Here is a 17,538-nt window from a genome sequence, read left to right as displayed (position 1 = left end):
CCTTGCTATGCCCTTTTCTGCTTTGGATCCATGGAGTCGCGCAGTCTATCTCCAATTAAATTAACCGATAATACAAATAAGGTGATCGCTAGTCCTGGAAACGTACATATCCACCATGCCACCGTCAGATAGCCTCTTCCCTGTGATAAGAGTGTCCCCCAATCAGGAATCTCTTTGAGCACCCCCAGTCCAAGGAAGCTTAGCCCTGCTCCAACCAAGATCGATGATCCCAGACCAATCGTAGACATAACCAAGAGAGGCGACCAAGCATTCGTCAAGACATGGCGGAAAAATATTCGCACATTAGATGCACCTATCGATCGCGAAGCTGTAATGAAGGAGCGATTCTTGATGCTCAGAATCTGACCGCGCATGACCCTCGCATATTGTGGAATGGACGCTGCTGCAACTGCAAAGATAAGATTGAATAAATGAGGACCAAGAGCGGCAGCTATGGCTAACGCTAATAGGATTCCGGGAATAGTCATCAGAACATCAATGATCCGCATGAAGATCGTATCGATAACACCACCGATATATCCAGCTACCGCACCAATGAGTCCGCCTATTAAACCTCCTGCTAGTACAGAAGCAAATCCAATGAATAAGGAGTCACGACTCCCATACACGACAACACTAAAGACATCTCGGCCAAAATAGTCCGTACCAAACAAATGAGCTTTACTTGGCGCGCTCAGAATTTGATCGGTGAGCATCGCCGTAGGGGCATAAGGAGCAATCCATTGCGGAAAAAGTGCAGAACCTATCATAAACAAAGTCACGATAGCCGCTAAATAAACGAGTATTTCCGTGGCGCTAATTTTACTAGATGCTTTCGGAGATTGTAGATGCCATTTACGTCTCTGCCAAATAGCCCTTGTGGAAACCACTTCTTTCATACCCAATCTCCTCTCCAATATGGTTTCATTTAGACCTTATTGTGTTCGACGCACCCGTGGATCGATGAATACATAAGAAATATCCACAAGCAAATTCACAACGACGTAGATGATGGCTGAGAAAAAGACAACGCCCTGAACAACCGGCAAATCTTTGGACATGATGGCATCCGCGAGAATTCTCCCAATCCCCTGTCTAGAAAATACGGTTTCGATCACAACGGTCCCTGCCATCAGGTCTCCAATATGAATACCGATAATGGTAATAGCAGGTATTAAGGCATTGCGAAGCGCATGCCGATACATCACTAATCGTTCCGATAGTCCTTTCGCACGCAAGGTCACGATGAAATGCTCATTGATGACTTCCAACATCGAGTTCCGTACCATGCGAACGATAAATCCGGCACCAACAAAGCCAAGTGCGAGCGAAGGAAGGACAAGAGTAATCAACCCTTGGGACCCCATTGCCGGGAACCAGCCTAAGGATACGGAAAAGATGAGAATCAACAGGATCCCCGACCAGAAGGTTGGCATTGATATACCGAACAGCCCTACGATACGGGCTAGAACGTCGATCCATCGGTTGCGGTGTATGGCGGAAAGTACGCCGAGTCCTACACCAATAATCGTGGAGATGAGTGTACTAGCTAAAGTTAGTGCCATTGTAGCTGGGAGATGTTTAATAATTTTGGGCAGCACAGGTTCACTGTTCAGTAAAGACTTACCAAAATCTCCGTGAATCATAGCTAGAAAATAGCGGCCAAATTGAACATAAAAGGGCTCATTCAATCCCAGTTGATGCCTTAAGTTGGCAATAGCCTCCGGGGTCATGGATGAAGGATCGATCATCGAGAGTACGGGATCTCCCGGAAGTACATACAATATACAGAAAACAAGGATTAAGGAACCAAGAATGACCAGCAAGGAAATCACAAGCCGCTCCGTTATTATCCTGCTCATATCGATTAGCTCCCTATGTCATTATTTTTGAATAAACGTGTCATTGAAGAGCGGATAACCTAGAGAATCGAATTTCAATCCTTTAACGGTTTTCGATGCTGCTACTGTATATGGGAATACATAGATTGGAATGATGACCGCGTTATCGATAATCGATTTCTGAACTTGTTTATACAGTTCCACACGTTTTTTATCGTCTGGTTCGATAGCACCTTGTTCAAGCCACTTATCTACTTGCGGATCGGCCAGTCCTGGAAGACTTGGACGGGCCTTCGGATCACTCGTATGGTAGAAGGCATAAAGCGCATTAGGATCCGAGTTTACCTGGCTGTTCCCATAGATATCATATTCCCCTTTGGTATATACAACATTGGCTACATCTTTCGTAATCTCAACTTCGACAACGATGCCGACTTGTTTCAGCTGTTGTTGAATAATAACCGCAATATCATTGCGTTTCTCACGGTTCGGCGAACCATCTACATAATGTAAAGTCAGTTTTTTGCCGTCTTTCACACGTATGCCGTCCGCGCCTTTCACCCAACCTAGTTCATCCAGTAATTTGTTCGCTTTAGCGACATCAGGTTTGATTCCGTTTTCCAGCGATGCATCATAACCGACAACGCCAGGTGAAAGTGGTGACCAAGCACGAGGATAAGTCCCTAAATATAGCGTTTTGACAATCGCATCTACGTCAATAGCCGCTTGCAGAGCTTGCCTTGCTTTCACATCGCTCCAAGGTGCTTTCCGCTGATTAATAAACAGGGTATAAGGTAAACCCGTAGTATTCACTTGGTGAACTTGAATGCTTGCATCTGATTTCAAGGAAACGACATTTTGTGGAGGAATGGTTTCGCCTGCGAGTACTTGTTTGCTTTGAACACTGCCAATACGAGTGGCCTCCTCTGGAACAATACGGAATGTGATTTGATCCAAATAGGACTTTCCTTTATTCTCCACAATCTCGGGAGCTGAGTTGTAATCAGGACTGCGCTTGACTTGAATGGAGGCATTCTCTTCCCATTTCACAAAAGAAAAGGGACCGGATCCTACCGGATTTTTACCAAACTGATCCCCATACTTTTTAGCTGCTGTTGGTGATACAATCCCAAGTAATGCTTGGCTCAGGTTGCCTAGGAAAGCTCTGGATGGTGTTTCCAGATTTATTTTTATCGTAAATTCATCAATGACTTCAGAGGATTTATAAGGCTTAATGAGGGCTACAGAGTTAGCCGCTTTCGTTGTTGGATCGAGAATACGATCATAGCTATATTTGACAGCTTCCGCATTAAATGGGGTACCGTCTTGGAATTTCACATCTTTACGCAATTTGAAAATGTAGCTCAGACCATCTGGCGCGACGGTCCACTCCGTGGCTAGCCAAGGTTTGATCGAGCCATCGGGCAGTTGGACAACTAAACTATCGTAGATGGTACGAAGTACCCTAACGGCAACGGCAAGTCCGCTGCGATGCGGATCTAGTGAGTCAGGCGATGTCGCGAGCGCATAGGTGAGTTCTCCGCCTACAACGGCCGTTTGCTTAGCTTCTTGCTTGGCATTCGGTGATTGTGCTGCATCCCCGCTGCTGCTTTTTGCGGAACCGCATCCCGTCAAAGCTAGGACGAATGCTAATGATAATGTACTTAACTTGACCCATTCTTTTGATCTACGCAAGATAAACACTCCCCCATGTATGTTTCAACGAATTAGTTGGCAACCTTTTCTTTCGTGTAGCGATTAGCAGGAATAGGAATTCCCAAATTCCCGCGCAGCGTGTCCGCTTCATACGCTGTGCGGTAAATACCGCGCTCTTGCAAAATTGGAACAACGAGGTCAACGAAATCATCCAATGCTCTAGGCACCGTCGTGCGAATGACAAACCCATCAGCCGCTTCTTCGTTGAACCACTGTTCTACTAAATCAGCAACCGCCTCTGGTGTTCCTATAAAATTGCCTCTAGGCGTGGCAGCTCTTATGGCCGCTTGACGAAGCGTCAGATTGAGCTCTTTCGCTTCCTTTTTTATTTTATCCGTCGTGCCTCGGAAGCTATTTGCCCCGAAATCACCCAAATCTGGAAATGGTTCATCGAGTGGGTATTGCGAAAAATCATGATGCTCGAAATAGCGGCCCAGGTAGTCAAGCGCGCTTTGGATGGTTACGAGATTAGCTACTTCTTGATACTTAAGCTCAGCTTCTTCCTGTGTACGTCCAATAATCGGATTAATTCCAGGGAAAATAAGCACTTCCTCCGGTTCACGGGCATAAGCGGCTGCTCTTTGTTTAATGTCTTGATAAAACAGTTTCGCTTCCTCGATATGTTCATGCCCTGTATAGATGGCTTCGGCCGTTCTAGCCGCCAAATCTCTGCCGGATTCTGAAGCTCCGGCTTGGAAAACAACAGGATGCCCCTGTCTGGAACGGCCAATATTCAGTGGTCCTTGAACCGAGAAAAATTCACCTTTATGATTCAGAGTGTGCAGTTTGCCTGGATCAAAGAAAACACCAGACTCCTTATCTCTTACGAAAGCATCGTCTTCCCATGAATCCCATAGGCCTTTCACAACCTGGACATACTCTTCCGCAATCCGGTAGCGCAGCTCATGGGCCGGATGTTCGCCCTTGCCGAAATTTTTGGCTGAGCCTTCAAGTGGAGACGTCACAACATTCCAGCCTGCGCGACCTCCGCTAATATGATCCAGCGAGGAAAACTGACGGGCGACGGTGAACGGCTCACTGTACGAAGTCGATAGTGTGGCGACGAGTCCAATTTGTGAAGTCACAGCTGCTAATGCGGAAAGAATGGTAAGCGGTTCGAAGCGATTCAGGAAGTGAGGATTTGATTTCTCATTGATATACAAACCATCCGCGATGAATACAAGATCGAACTTTCCAGACTCAGCTTTCAATGCTTGCTGCTTGTAGTAATCGAGACTGACACTTGCGTCCGTCGAAACATCCGGGTGTCTCCATACAGACATGCTGTTGCCGACACCGCTGATATTAACGCCAAGTTTCAATTTTCTTTGTTTTGCCATTCCATATCCCCCCTTTAGTTAACTAACAATGTGCATAAGTTAAGTCGGAATTATCGCGTATTATTGCGTTACTTTTTCTTTCGCATAGCGATTTAATGGAAAAGGAAGTCCAAGATTTCCGCGAAGTGTATCGGCTTCATACTCCGTACGATATATCCCGCGTTCCTGTAAAATCGGTATGACTAAATCCACAAAATCGTTCAAACCATTCGGAACACCTGATCCCACAATGAATCCATCTGCCGCTCCGCTCTCGAACCATTCCTGAATGCGATCTGCTATTTGAATTGGTGTACCTATGAACAGTGGACGCGGTGTGGCCGATTGGAGCGCGACCTGACGAAGGGTCAGACCCTGTTCCTTCGCATTCTGTTTAATGCGATCTGTTGAGCTTTGGAAGCTGTTTTTGCCCAAATCACCTAGTTCAGGGAATGGGGCATCCAAGTCGTACTGCGTAAAATCATGATGCTCGAAAAAACGTCCCAAATAAGCGAGTGCTTCCTGAATGGTCACTAAATTCGCAACTTCCTGATACTTGCGTTCTGCCTCTTCTTCCGTTACGCCGATAATTGGTCCTATGCCGGGCATTACAACAATCTCATCAGGATTTCTTCCAAAACCTGCTGCTCGGCCTTTCACATCGTCATAAAAGCGCCTAGCATCTTCCACGGTTGGATGTCCGGTAAAGATCGCATCTGCTTCTTTGGCAGCCAAGTTTTTGCCATCCTCAGATGAGCCTGCTTGGAAGATAACGGGTCTGCCTTGCTTGGATCTCCCAATATTAAGCGGTCCTTGTACAGAGAAAAATTCGCCCTTGTGGTCCAATCGGTGCAGCTTCTCAGGATCGAAGAACACACCGGTTTGTTTATTCCTTACAAAAGCATCATCTTCCCATGAATCCCATAACCCTTTGGCAACCTGCAAATATTCAGAAGCAATTCGATACCGTTTGGGATGATCAGGATGATCCTCCAGCTTCTTATTGTAGTTAAGAGCGGAGCCCTCCAGCGGGGACGTGACCACATTCCACCCTGCCCGGCCATCGCTGATATGATCCAGTGAGGAGAACTGCCTCGACACTGTGAATGGTTCACTGTAGGACGTAGATAGCGTACCGACTAGACCAATTTTCGAGGTTACTGCTGCCAAGGCTGATAAAATCGTTATCGGTTCGAAGCGATTCAAGAAATGGGGAATCGACTTATCATTGATGAACAATCCGTCAGCGATAAACAACAAATCGAATTTACCAGCTTCCGCTTTTTGTGCTTGCTGTTTGTAATATTTGAAATTCACACTCGCATCTACGATCGCATCCGGATGTTTCCAAGATGACATATTGCCGCCGACTCCATGAATGATAGCTCCGAGCTTTAATTGTTTTTGTTTGGGCATGTTTTTTCCTCCTAAAAGTTTGGCTTTCATAGTTTAATCCTTACAGCACATGCATTCCCCTTTATAACTTATAAACAATAATTCCAATTGGTTTTGTCGGTATTAAGTTCCTTCTTACTGTATCACCGGCTTATTAGGCGGTCAATTTACTATTAAGATGTTCTATTATCAGATAGAATTGTTCTATGGAGGACTTATTTTCAATTTCATCTCTTTCAAAGCTTCTAGGCACACATGCGTGAAATCGTTGGCCGCTTCCTTGAGTGAAATGAGATTAGTCCGAAGCGACAATCCGCCTAGAGCAGGAATATGGATAGGTACAAGTAATCCATCCTTCACTTCTTGACGTACGCAGAGCTCGGGTAAAAAAGAAACCCCCATCCCACTCACGACAAGCTTCTTCGCCGTTTCAAGATTATCGATCTGGTATTCGATTTGGGGCGGACGGTCAAGTGTGGCGAATAAGCGATGTATCTTTATCCAATCGAGAGAGCCACACTCGAAAAACACAAGGGATTCCATGCTTACATCCTCAATCGTAATTTGTTCTTTCTTCACAAAAGGATGACGCTGATGTACAAAGAGTCGAATCGGATCTTCATAAAACCCCGCACAATCAACATGCGGATGCGTCACGTTTCGCACAAAGCCGATGTCTATTTCCTTATTCAACAGCTTCTCCAGAATCGTTTCGGTGGGAGCTGTCGTTAATTTAATCTGCAGGCTTCGGTACTCCTTTTTGATGATGGGAAGAATATCTGGTATGACATAATTGGAGACAGAAACCGTGCACCCTATTCTTAATTCATTAGGAGTCGTGTTTAAATTCTGCAGCTGTTGTTTTCCCTTCTTGTAAGTTTGGAGAATTTGCTGAGCATACGGTAGGAACTGCTTCCCTTTCTCCGTCAGCGTAAAATTCCTCCCTTCTCGATCGAACAGCAATGTATTCAGTTCTCGTTCTAACGATTGAATACGAGCCGTCACCGATGGCTGGGATAAGAACAATGCATCAGCTGCCTTGTTGAAACTATTGAAATGTATGACATAGACGAATGCTTCAATATTTTCAATATTCATAACAATAAACTTCCTCTCTAACTTGAAAGCGACTAGGAACTATGCGAATAGGCCTTTTGTATACTGTGATCCGCGCTTTGTAAGTACACAGATACTTTTTCAAATGCTTCCTGTGCATCAACACCATCTAACTGCAAAACAATAACCGACTGATTGCCTAGTGTTAGGCTTAGGGAAACAATGCCCAGTAAACCCTTTGCATTCAGCATTTTTCCACTTACACCTACATAAATATTGCACGAATACCGATTAGCTATGGTCACAAAATCCAACACAAGATCAATCGTCCAGGGTTTGTTCCTCGCAAAAGTCCATTCAATTTTCATACCTATTCCTCCTAGAAAGTGTTATAAAATAATTTGAATCGTAAGCTATAGATAGCATTTGCTGATTATGAATGAAAAAAGGAGACGCAGTCACCCCTTAGGATGAAGCATCTCCAGTTGTCTGGTTGATTCTTATTATTCCGATAAAATTACTTGTATTTAGATTATAGTGAATCCAACCAGATTCTGTCAACGTTTAAAATTGAAATATCTAACCTACATGCAAATGGCATTTCCGGCTAAGCGGGACCCCACTCTGAGAACAATTTGCACCGTATAGGCAACAGAAAAGAAGTAATTAACCATATTTACATGCAATTAGTCAGGAATAGACAATTTCTATCAATTTACACCTCTACCAAAAATGCTCGTTTGATGATAGTTTAAGATATACATCCAAGCGAGGGAGAGATCAGAATGAGAACCATTTATGAGAATTACCGAGGCTTTAAAATCAGCAAACAAGAAAGCACCTATAATGCGATTTCTTCAGACCAAATTATTTTTAGCCGTTGGCAGCTAAGCCAAGTTCTAGATACGGTCGATAATTATGTGGAAATAACGGATAACAACTCGAGTTCGGATGCGGAATCCGGTATGCCGCAAAACTAATCGTATACATGTTGAATTAACGAAAAGTTCATTAACCTAATCTCTCCGATTTACATGGAGTGGACCCATAGAGGAACGTGGATGCGCTAATTACTGAAAAAACGCCGGTTTCGCGAGTTGGAGGAACTACGATCCTTTATTCCGTCATTTTGGCCCTAAAGAGCATTGATTTCACCCAAATAGCGCATTGACGTTCTGTTCAATCAAATTGTTAACCAACTTTCCCACAAATAGCGGATTAAAGTTCCGTTCGTTCAAATTATTAGCCAATTTTCCCACAATAGTGGATTGACGTTCCGTTCGTTCAAATTACAGGCCAATTTCCCACAAATAACGGATTGAAGTTCTGTGCGTTCAAATTACAGGCCACTTTTCCTGCAAATAACGGATTGAAGTTCCGTTTCCCTTCAATACGGATTTTCGTTCCCCGACGTTGGTTATGTGCACTGTTTCCTTCATCTATGGACCTAATTGTTGTAATTTGTACATTTCATTAACGAATTCGCGTTTTCCCCAGTTAGTGTTGCAGAACATACAACATTTCCTTCCCAAAACAGCTTCATCGCATAAAATAAGTCAAAATTGTTGCACTACATACAACTGCAACAGCTTATAGAGAAGAAGCGAAACGAAATTGTTGTACGTAGTACAACATAACTTGCCTTAAAAAGCCCGCCAATGGCGGGCTTTAACAACTTTAACAGCTTTAACAACTTTATAAAAGGTCATCTTCATCAGCTCTGCGACCTTCTGGAACATGGAAGCATTATGACCAATAGACATCGCGCAGTGATGCGTCGGCGCCTCGGCGAACCAGCGCGTCATGTACGCATCTGGATGATCGCGGAACTTCACCGGCGTCTGCGTGTTGCCGATTCTCATGATCGGCCCGTTCGTGGACTCGCCTTCGCTGGAGATCAGCTTCAGCTGACCACCTCCGGTCTGCGTCACGTTAAGCGTCGTGATCGCTCCCGCTTTCACCTTCGCCTCGACGGATACGCCCTTGCCTTGCTTCCCGTGATAAAGCCCCATGCCGCGCAGAATCGGCTTTCCTTCGGAAATCGCAATATGGAACGGTCCGTCATGGCCCAGCAAGATCGTCTCGTCGATATAATCCACGACAACGATTTCCGAGAAGCTGCCGCCGACGCCAAGGATGTCGCTGATTTTCATCGCGACGGCCGTCTTGAGGTCCCCTTCGCCGGAGCACGAGATACCGCGTGCGGTAAGATAAACCTTGATCTCTGCTCTCAGCATAAAGCTGAAAAATCGTATTAAATGATAGCGGCTGAATACCTGAATGGCTGTATAATTCTCGCTCCGTCGTTTGCTGCAGCAATTCGCTCATCGCCACTGCATTCCGCGCTTCCCTATAATGATACGGATTGCCAAGCAGCTTGCCTTTTCCGTCAACAAAACCGTAGTCCACTCCCCACGTATCAACCGCAATGGAAGCAGGACTGCCAGGAGCATGCTGCTTATAAGCGTGGATTCCTGCTTTCAACTCATGAAAAAGCCGCAAAAAATCCCAGTACAAACTGCCGCCAAGCTCAACAGGATCATTCGAGAAACGATGAATGTCCTCTACGGAAAGGGTAGAACCACTCCATCGCCCCAAAATCGTTTTGCCGCTGCTAGCTCCGAAATCTACGGCTAGCATATTCAAATGGTTAGTCCCCACCAGAGTCACCTCAATTCGTGCAATTGCTACTATTTATATAAGGGCCCGAAGCTGCTGCAAGCTCTGAAATCAGCGCCTTCTGGATCTGATGTGCCGAAATTACTCCAAACGCGCGGACGGAAAATGTGTTCCTTCGCAACGTTATGCATAGACACAGGAATTCTCAGAATAGCAGCAAGTGTGATCAAGTCAGCACCGATATGACCATAGCTGATCGATCCATGATTAGAGCCCCAGTTATTCATAACCGAATAAACATCAGTAAATGAGCCTTCACCTGTCAAAATAGGAGCAAACCAAGTCGTCGGCCACGTTGAATCTGTGCGATCATCCAGCTGTTGATGCACATTTTCAGGCAGATCAACGGAGTAGCCTTCTGCTAACTGAAGCACGGGACCTAAGCCTCTTACTAAGTTGATGCGAGACATCGTAACCGGCATACCGCCTTTTGTAAGGAAATCAGTGGAATAGCCGCCTCCGCGGAAATATTCAACGGATGCAGGACGCCAAGAGGTTGCCTCCAGACACTTAGTCACTTCTTCATCCGTGATTTCCCAGTAAGGCTTCATAACAGGTTTGCCATTTCGGCTTTGTTCGCCTGTACCATCCAGTGCTGCTGGTCCGGAGTTAATCAAGTGAAGAATTCCGTCTTTGGCTGCACCGCTTAAAGTGTGCCCCGTTACGCGTTTCACCGCATCTGGGCTCCAGTACGTTCTTACATCGGCAAAAATTTGCGCTGTATTCGTCAACAGATTACCGAATAACATCGCAACACCATTCAGGCTATCGTTCTCAGTTGCAACCAGATAAGGTGCGCGTTTGCCATTCCAGTCAAAGGAAGTATTTAGAATAGCTTCCATGAAATCTCCGTTCGGGAAGTGATCCGTCCAATGACGCTGTCCTTGGAAACCAGAGAGGATCGCATTGTGGCCAAGCGCTTCTTCCCCGAACTCGATGTCAGCTAGACGCGGGTTGCCTACCATTAAGTCCCTGACAATTAAGGACATTTTCACGACGGTTTCCCAATCTTGATCTTTCTTTGCACGGCTCGTTTGAATCTCAGGAGGATTCTTATCCGGACCTTCAGTACAGTTCTCTTTTACCCAGTTCAGCGCCAATTGGTACTCTTCAGGATCGAGAATCTCTTCATCAATACGACGCACTAATTCGGACATATCGACATATTCGTTGCGCATGCCCAGGTAATTCTGGAACAACTCCTCATTTACGATTGATCCAGCAATCCCCATGGATACAGAACCGATAGAGAGATAAGATTTCCCTTTCATGTAAGCAGCAGCAAGTCCTGCCTTAGCAAAACGAATCAGCTTCTCATGAACGTCTTGCGGAATGTCTGTTGTACCTGCATCTTGTACATCTTTACCGTATATACCAAAGGCAGGAATGCCTTTCTGTGCATGACCCGATAAAACGGCGGCCAAGTATACCGCGCCCGGACGCTCTGTACCGTTAAAGCCCCAAATGGCTTTCGGTGTGGAAGGGTCCATATCCATCGTTTCCGTTCCGTAACACCAACAAGGAGTAACAGTGATGGATACGCCTACACCGGATTTTATGAATTTATCTGCTGCAGCAGCAGCCTCCGCTACGCCTCCGATGCAAGTATCAGCAATCACACACTCTACAGGCTCGCCGTTTGGATATTTAAGAGTTTCAATGAGTAAAGCTGCTACAGCTTTGGCCATATTCATCGTTTGATCTTCAAGAGATTCGCGAACACCTTTTCTTCTGCCGTCAATCGTTGGTCGTATCCCAATCTTCGGGAATTCCTGGTTCCATCTGTAATCACTGTTTGCCATTTTATTTCATCCTCCTCGTAGTGTGTGGGATTAATATACGAATTGAGCCTTCAAACAGGAGTAACTTAGAGTTATCGATAATCCAAACTACTCACTAATGACACCTTTTTTCAAAATAATATTAGCGTATAAAGCTTTCTCACTCGTTGCAACGATCGCATAGGCTTTCTTCGCTCGCTCATAAAAAGCGAATCGCTCCACATGCTCAATTTGTGGCTGCATATGGGTACGAATGATATCTTCATACGTTTTCCAAATTGGTGTTTCCACCTTATCACCTGGAACTTTGGCCATTAGCGCTACAGGTTGTTCACTGTAAGTATCCAGTGGGAATAACGATAAAACCGCTTCCAACAATTGCGGTACACCATGACCATCGCTGCGCAGCAGGCGATTCGTATGACTGGCAGCAGGGAAATTGCCATCCGCTAGAATAATTTCATCCCCATGCCCCATTTCCATCAGCACCTTCAAAAGCTCCGGCGACAGGATAGAAGGAATACCTTTAAGCATATTCAAGACCTCCTCAAAAAATGAGTGTTATCGATAACTCAAAATTATCAATTTTAAGCCTTGCTGTCAATCCTTAATTTCTATACAATAGACGGATAGCATGAGATGAAAAGGTGACTCAACGTGATTACAATTTATGATATCGCTGAAAAAGCCGGAGTATCGGCAATGACCGTTTCACGGGTTATTAATAATACAGGTCGTATCAGCGAAGCAACGCGCAAACGGGTAAGGAAAGTAATGGAAGATCTCCACTATATTCCGAACTCGATGGCACGCAGTCTGGTACTTCAGAAGACGAAAATTCTTTCCCTGCTCATTACAGATATTACAAATCCGTTCTATACTACGCTTGCACGCGGTGCAGAGGATGCAGCCTTGCGTGCGGGATATCGATTGCTTTTTGGAAATAGCGATGAGGATTATGCGAAAGAGAAAGACTACGTTGATATGATTCTATCAACCCGTGTGGATGGCGTTCTATTCGCCCCGACGGGCGATCATTCTGTCGAGAATCTTGGGCAACTGCAGAAGCATAATATCCCCTTCGTTGTTTTGGACCGTGAAATTCCGGGAATTGATGCAGATGTGGTACTCGGGGACAGCAAGGAAGGCGCGAGGAAGCTTGTTGAGCATCTAATTGGTCTGGGGCATCGCCGTATCGCGATGATTAACGGTTCACAGGATGTCTCTACGGCCCGCTTGCGTTATACAGGGTATTGCGAGGCGCATCTGCTTAGCGGGTTATCCGTAGATGACTCGCTCGTCACTCATCTGAACTATCGTGATTTCCACGATGAATCCGCATTAGATGCACTCCTTAATCTTGCAGATCCACCTACAGCTATCTTCGCGGCTAACAACATGCTCGCCGTCGGCGTCATTCAATCATTGAGACATCGCGGCTTGCAGGTGCCAGATGATCTATCGGTCGTCTGTTTTGACGATTTCGGCCCAGCAGGTGCGATTAGCCCTTTTCTAACCTTGGCTTCGCAGCCTGCCTATCAATTCGGCTTATTAGGCATGCAGCTGTTGATTGAACGCATTGAAGGTGAAGCCGTTCATGAGAATCGGAAGATCATTCTGCCTTCTGAGATGATTATCCGAGCTTCTACGCAGGCGTTGAAGTGATGGTTGAAATGACAATTTACAGGAGAGCCTATGGATTATCAGGCCTCGGCTTCGCAAGATCCTCCGAGTTCGAAGAACTGTGGATCTTTGCCGCTAATAGCGAGAGCCTACAGATTAGCAATCTCTAGCTAGCCCTTCGTAAAGTTCCTAGCCATAAGGTTTGAGTGAAATGTTGTAGTTTCTACAACAATCCGTTACACAAATAAGCTGAATGTAATGATTGTTGCATAATGTGCAAGATTATCACCTTAATAAGCTGGATTAGGTCTAAATTCAGGAAAAATGTTGTACATCGTACAACATTCAGTAGCTTTTGAGCTAAAACGAAGGAATTATGTTGTAGGGTGTACAACAATCCACTTGTTGTAGCTGCTGTAGAGTTTTTCCATCCCCCATCAAGTCAATTCAATTAGAAAAGTTGTTTAAGCACCCTATGAACCTTTAGGAGATTATAATGAATCCAAACGTAGAGCAAGCCTTACAAACCACGCTAAAAAACTGGAATGCCATGTCGGCATCACGAGGTGATGATCAGGAAGCTGTCGCCGATCAATTCCAATCTTCTTTTTATTTATTTATCGATGCAGTCCGTGAATGGGTGTATGAGTTAGAACCGCGGCCTCAAACCATTGATGAGTTATTAGACATGGACATGATACAGGAAATCTTCGATGTACTTCCAGCACCGCTTCATTTGAACTTCGAGACGGAACTTGAGCTTATCGTGGATAATGTGGTTAGAATCGACGATGATAAATATGATTAAGTGCTCGCGCAATTACGAATTATCGCTGCTCTAACCGTCTAATCTTTAGCTGGCTCATCACGCCTAAGCAGCAAAAAAAGCCCAATGTTGAATTGGGCTTTTTTCATCGTTTATGAGCTTCATGTCGCGCTATTTGCACTTATGCGTATTCCATGTCATGCAGTCTTCCATCACGCGCATTCTGTACTTAAAACATGCTCCAGATCGTGCAATCCGCAATTAAACCGTTTTATCCACAAACGTAACCTGGTTCTGCTCAGCAAATTTCTTTAATCTAGCCGCCATGGCCGCTACGTCGAATCGATTCAGAGATTTGTTGTACACCCAACGTGGTGACTTCCCATTCAGGTCAATGACCACCTGACCTGGGGAGTATACGATTTCTTTAATTTTATCGGCATTAAGTACAAGCTCTCTCGCAAAACCCCTCTTCGAGATACTCGTCTTACTAACCTTTAAATAAGGACGGCGAATAAAATAAACGAACAGTCCAACCGCCATGTAACTGAGCGTCGTATACCAGTACATCTTGTCCCCTTCTGTTTTGGTCAAAGTAACCAATAAAAGAATAGAAATTAGAACAAAAAATAAAGCTAACATAATGCTTCTACCCTTGAATACTTCCGATCGATCCGGATCTGAAGAAATCGGAGCTATCCCCTGTTTGGAGCGATTCTTGTTTACTGCTTTCGTATTTTTGCTTACCATTCTTTCCCACTTACGAGACATTCATTTCACTCCTTGGTTTATTCGTACTTACACAAATACATCCTTCTTCATTTCAATAATCGATTCAAAACGCCTTCATACCATCTCCATGGCAAAAGACTTCTCGCCCACAGCCCCGACCTTACACTACGTCCCATTGGATAACGGAGTTTTGGCCGCGGGTTGTCTACAATTCGCGCAATTTGGTCGGCTACTTCCTGCGGATCGGGTGCAGTCACAGAGGTTTTCCTTGAGTATTCAAGCATTTTACTAAGCCGTTTCCAATAAGGAGAAGCTTCCGTGGTATGGATCGCTTCGAAACCTTTACGCCAAATCTCTGTCTTATAGGCACCTGGCTCTACAAGCACGACGCGCACACCCAAGGGCATCATCTCCAAACGAAGCGATTCACTAAAGCCCTCAATGGCAAACTTCGAAGTGCTATATGGGGCATAGCCAGGAAATGCCGATAGCCCGCTCACACTGCTTACATTAACAATACAACCAGATTGCTGTGCGCGCATGTGCGGCAGGACGGCCCTCGTTGTTGCAATGACACCGAATACATTCGTTTCCAGCTGAGATCTCCACGCTTCCATCGGTACATCTTCCACATACCCCCCGACAGCAAAGCCAGCATTGTTAAGGAGAACATCGATTCTGCCATACTTGTCCATAATATCAGAAACGACTTGCTCAATCGAGTCATGAATCGTTACGTCCAGAGCCATGGTTTCGATGGCATTTGTTACACCAGCTTGTTCGGCATGCGCGAGCAATGCTCCGCTTTTACCAAGGTCGCGCATAGTTGCGATAACGTGATACCCTTTTTGGGCCAGTGCTATTGACGTTAATAAGCCAAATCCACTAGATGCGCCAGTCACTAATGCTGTCGGCGTTGTGAAACTCATCCTGGCTGCCCCCTATTATCCAACTCACATTCCTTCATAATCCCATACAAAAGGCATAATGTCGATATGTAAAAGAGGATAATTGATTCGAGCAGATGCTAACCTCCTAGTGATTGCCCATTTATGACTGAATTTATCCAAACACATGTAAAAAAACCTGAGGCTTCACCTCAAGTCGATCTTGCCAATTAGTCTTTACACGCAGAGGCGGAATGAATCGTTGGTTTTCTTCCAACCATCCGAAAACCTCGTGAGGAGGAACTTCGATGCTCCATCTTACTAATTATTGCTACTTTGCTAGGCGCGCGCGGAACGTAGATGCTCTATCTTACTAAAATGCGGCTAATTTGCTAGAGTAGCGGAACGACGATGCGTTAATTTCGCTTTGATGAGAGACATATTTGAGCCCAAAATGGCAAATTAACGCCTCTACGTTCACCTCAACGTTCAAAAAGTCAACTTTATCGAGAAATAACGCATCGTAGTTCCTCTTCCTTCTTTCTAAGCCGACAGACGTTGTCTTGTTGAGAGGCTTTCTCCCCTCCCGCCACCAGGTTTTCTCAAGCAATGTTGTAATTTGTACAACAATAGGCTAGTAATTCTCCGTTCTCCACGCGAATGTTGTAGAAAATACAACAATATCACCCAAAAGTAGCTCTCCAGAAAGAAATAAGGCTAATTTGTTGCACAAAATACAACATCTACAGTTTCTTGAGAAGAAACCATCGAAATTGTTGATCACAGTACAACTTTCAGATTTCGCTTCCCGTTAAAACAGGGCAGTGCTTCACCTTCGCCTCACCTCCCCCCAACCCAAAAACACAAAAAAACCTGTATCCAGATGCTCTCTTCCAAAGAGAACAATCACAGATACAGGTTGTCTGAGCATCCTTTATACTTTTGCCTTCTCGAGCAGCTTATCAGCTGGCTCTACATGCTCGGGAACCTCTTTGCCCTCGGAGACAAGTTCCCGCGCAGAGTTTTTGAACTCATGCAGCGTGCGTCCCACCGCGCGACCAAGCTCTGGAAGCTTGGATGGACCAAACAAGACTAACACAACAACTAAGATTAACATGAGACCAGGAAAGCCGATATTTTGCAGCATAGGATCATCAACTCCGTTTCTTTAGTTTTGATTATGATGCTTCGGATATACCGCTACAGCTTCGATCTCTATAAGCCAATCAGAGCTAACGAGTCCTGCCACACCAACCGTGGAGCGAGCTGGTTTAACCGGATTCGCTTCATTTCCAAAAAATTGTGCGTAGGCATCAAACCAACCTTGATAGTCGAATTTGCCTTCTTTGGCCGCATCTGCTGTAAGATATACACGAAGATAAGCGACGTCAGCAAGGGTTAATCCCTTCTCTTTCAATTGCTTCTCAATTTCCTTCAAAATTCCGATGCCTTGCGTTTTGGTATCGCCATAGCGCTCATAAACCGTCTTACCCTCTTTATTAAGAACAGGCGGCACTGTTCCGCTTGTGAATAAGTAGGAAGAGCCTGCAGGTATGGACACTCCGGCAGAGATCGAGGACGCTGGGTTTCCATAGAATTCAACTTCATTAATTGGCTCTGATGGGTATTTACTAGATTTTTCCGTTCCGGCTGCATAGGCGCTGACACATATGAGGCATGAACCTAATGTGACGGCTGCAATGGTTTTCACTTTCTTCGTTATCATCATCGTTCATCGCTCCT

General features: G+C 45.1%; 18 protein-coding genes. 3 read left to right on the top strand and 15 right to left on the bottom strand.

Annotated elements, in window-relative coordinates:
• Positions 1-5 precede the first annotated feature (5 nt).
• The 7 genes from AC58U0_RS34450 to AC58U0_RS34420 all read right to left on the bottom strand — a co-directional run bounded on the left by AC58U0_RS34450 (position 6) and on the right by AC58U0_RS34420 (position 7,695).
• On the bottom strand, positions 6-899 hold the full coding sequence (locus AC58U0_RS34450; RefSeq protein WP_497383214.1) for an ABC transporter permease: 894 nt from the start codon (positions 897-899) through the stop codon (positions 6-8).
• A 36-nt stretch (positions 900-935) separates the two neighbouring features.
• Positions 936-1,862 carry an ABC transporter permease gene (locus AC58U0_RS34445; protein ID WP_497383213.1) on the bottom strand — a complete coding sequence of 309 codons (927 nt, stop codon included), beginning with the start codon at positions 1,860-1,862 and terminating at the stop codon, positions 936-938.
• 21 nt (positions 1,863-1,883) lie between these two features.
• Positions 1,884-3,539: an ABC transporter substrate-binding protein gene (locus tag AC58U0_RS34440; protein WP_497383232.1), complete on the bottom strand. Its 1,656-nt coding sequence runs from the start codon at positions 3,537-3,539 to the stop codon at positions 1,884-1,886.
• 29 nt (positions 3,540-3,568) lie between these two features.
• Complete coding sequence (locus AC58U0_RS34435; RefSeq protein WP_497383212.1) at positions 3,569-4,897, bottom strand: LLM class flavin-dependent oxidoreductase; 1,329 nt, start codon at positions 4,895-4,897, stop codon at positions 3,569-3,571.
• Between the two features lie 60 nt (positions 4,898-4,957).
• Positions 4,958-6,292, bottom strand: a complete 1,335-nt coding sequence (locus AC58U0_RS34430) for an LLM class flavin-dependent oxidoreductase (protein ID WP_497383211.1) — start codon at positions 6,290-6,292, stop codon at positions 4,958-4,960.
• A gap of 183 nt (positions 6,293-6,475) precedes the next feature.
• The gene (locus AC58U0_RS34425) at positions 6,476-7,369 is read right to left on the bottom strand and encodes a LysR family transcriptional regulator (protein ID WP_497383210.1); all 894 of its coding nucleotides are present in this window, start codon (positions 7,367-7,369) and stop codon (positions 6,476-6,478) included.
• Positions 7,370-7,401: 32 nt separating this feature from the next.
• On the bottom strand, positions 7,402-7,695 hold the full coding sequence (locus AC58U0_RS34420) for an HPr family phosphocarrier protein (protein ID WP_497383208.1): 294 nt from the start codon (positions 7,693-7,695) through the stop codon (positions 7,402-7,404).
• Between the two features lie 417 nt (positions 7,696-8,112).
• Between AC58U0_RS34420 and AC58U0_RS34415 the strand changes: the two genes are divergently transcribed.
• Positions 8,113-8,307: a hypothetical protein gene (locus AC58U0_RS34415; protein ID WP_497383207.1), complete on the top strand. Its 195-nt coding sequence runs from the start codon at positions 8,113-8,115 to the stop codon at positions 8,305-8,307.
• Positions 8,308-8,970: 663 nt separating this feature from the next.
• Here the strand turns inward: AC58U0_RS34415 and AC58U0_RS34410 are convergent.
• The 4 genes from AC58U0_RS34410 to fucU form a co-directional block, all read right to left on the bottom strand.
• Entirely contained in the window at positions 8,971-9,426 is a 456-nt protein-coding gene (locus tag AC58U0_RS34410; protein WP_497383206.1) for a hypothetical protein, read from the bottom strand.
• On the bottom strand, positions 9,389-9,988 hold the full coding sequence (locus tag AC58U0_RS34405) for a hypothetical protein (RefSeq protein WP_497383205.1): 600 nt from the start codon (positions 9,986-9,988) through the stop codon (positions 9,389-9,391). Before AC58U0_RS34405 ends, AC58U0_RS34410 begins: the two co-directional genes overlap by 38 nt.
• Positions 9,989-10,017: 29 nt before the next feature.
• Positions 10,018-11,808, bottom strand: coding sequence for an L-fucose isomerase (locus AC58U0_RS34400; RefSeq protein ID WP_497383204.1), 1,791 nt, complete (start codon positions 11,806-11,808; stop codon positions 10,018-10,020).
• A gap of 87 nt (positions 11,809-11,895) precedes the next feature.
• Complete coding sequence (fucU, locus tag AC58U0_RS34395) at positions 11,896-12,321, bottom strand: L-fucose mutarotase (RefSeq protein ID WP_497383203.1); 426 nt, start codon at positions 12,319-12,321, stop codon at positions 11,896-11,898.
• Positions 12,322-12,444: 123 nt separating this feature from the next.
• On the opposite strand from fucU, the gene AC58U0_RS34390 reads away from it, so the two are divergent.
• On the top strand, positions 12,445-13,452 hold the full coding sequence (locus AC58U0_RS34390) for a LacI family DNA-binding transcriptional regulator (protein WP_497383202.1): 1,008 nt from the start codon (positions 12,445-12,447) through the stop codon (positions 13,450-13,452).
• 454 nt (positions 13,453-13,906) lie between these two features.
• On the top strand, positions 13,907-14,218 hold the full coding sequence (locus tag AC58U0_RS34385; protein ID WP_497383200.1) for a hypothetical protein: 312 nt from the start codon (positions 13,907-13,909) through the stop codon (positions 14,216-14,218).
• Between the two features lie 219 nt (positions 14,219-14,437).
• Here the strand turns inward: AC58U0_RS34385 and AC58U0_RS34380 are convergent, their stop codons facing one another.
• The 4 genes from AC58U0_RS34380 to AC58U0_RS34365 all read right to left on the bottom strand — a co-directional run bounded on the left by AC58U0_RS34380 (position 14,438) and on the right by AC58U0_RS34365 (position 17,524).
• Positions 14,438-14,947, bottom strand: a complete 510-nt coding sequence (locus tag AC58U0_RS34380; protein WP_497383199.1) for a hypothetical protein — start codon at positions 14,945-14,947, stop codon at positions 14,438-14,440.
• Positions 14,948-14,994: 47 nt separating this feature from the next.
• Complete coding sequence (locus AC58U0_RS34375; protein WP_497383198.1) at positions 14,995-15,837, bottom strand: SDR family oxidoreductase; 843 nt, start codon at positions 15,835-15,837, stop codon at positions 14,995-14,997.
• An 892-nt stretch (positions 15,838-16,729) separates the two neighbouring features.
• Positions 16,730-16,942, bottom strand: coding sequence for a twin-arginine translocase TatA/TatE family subunit (tatA, locus tag AC58U0_RS34370; protein WP_029193639.1), 213 nt, complete (start codon positions 16,940-16,942; stop codon positions 16,730-16,732).
• A gap of 21 nt (positions 16,943-16,963) precedes the next feature.
• Complete coding sequence (locus AC58U0_RS34365) at positions 16,964-17,524, bottom strand: RidA family protein (protein WP_497383197.1); 561 nt, start codon at positions 17,522-17,524, stop codon at positions 16,964-16,966.
• Positions 17,525-17,538 lie beyond the last annotated feature (14 nt).

This window comes from Paenibacillus sp. J31P190, from assembly GCF_059692075.1.
The sequence above is the reverse complement of the archived record's forward strand: the minus strand, read 5'-3'. Positions and strand labels throughout refer to the sequence as shown.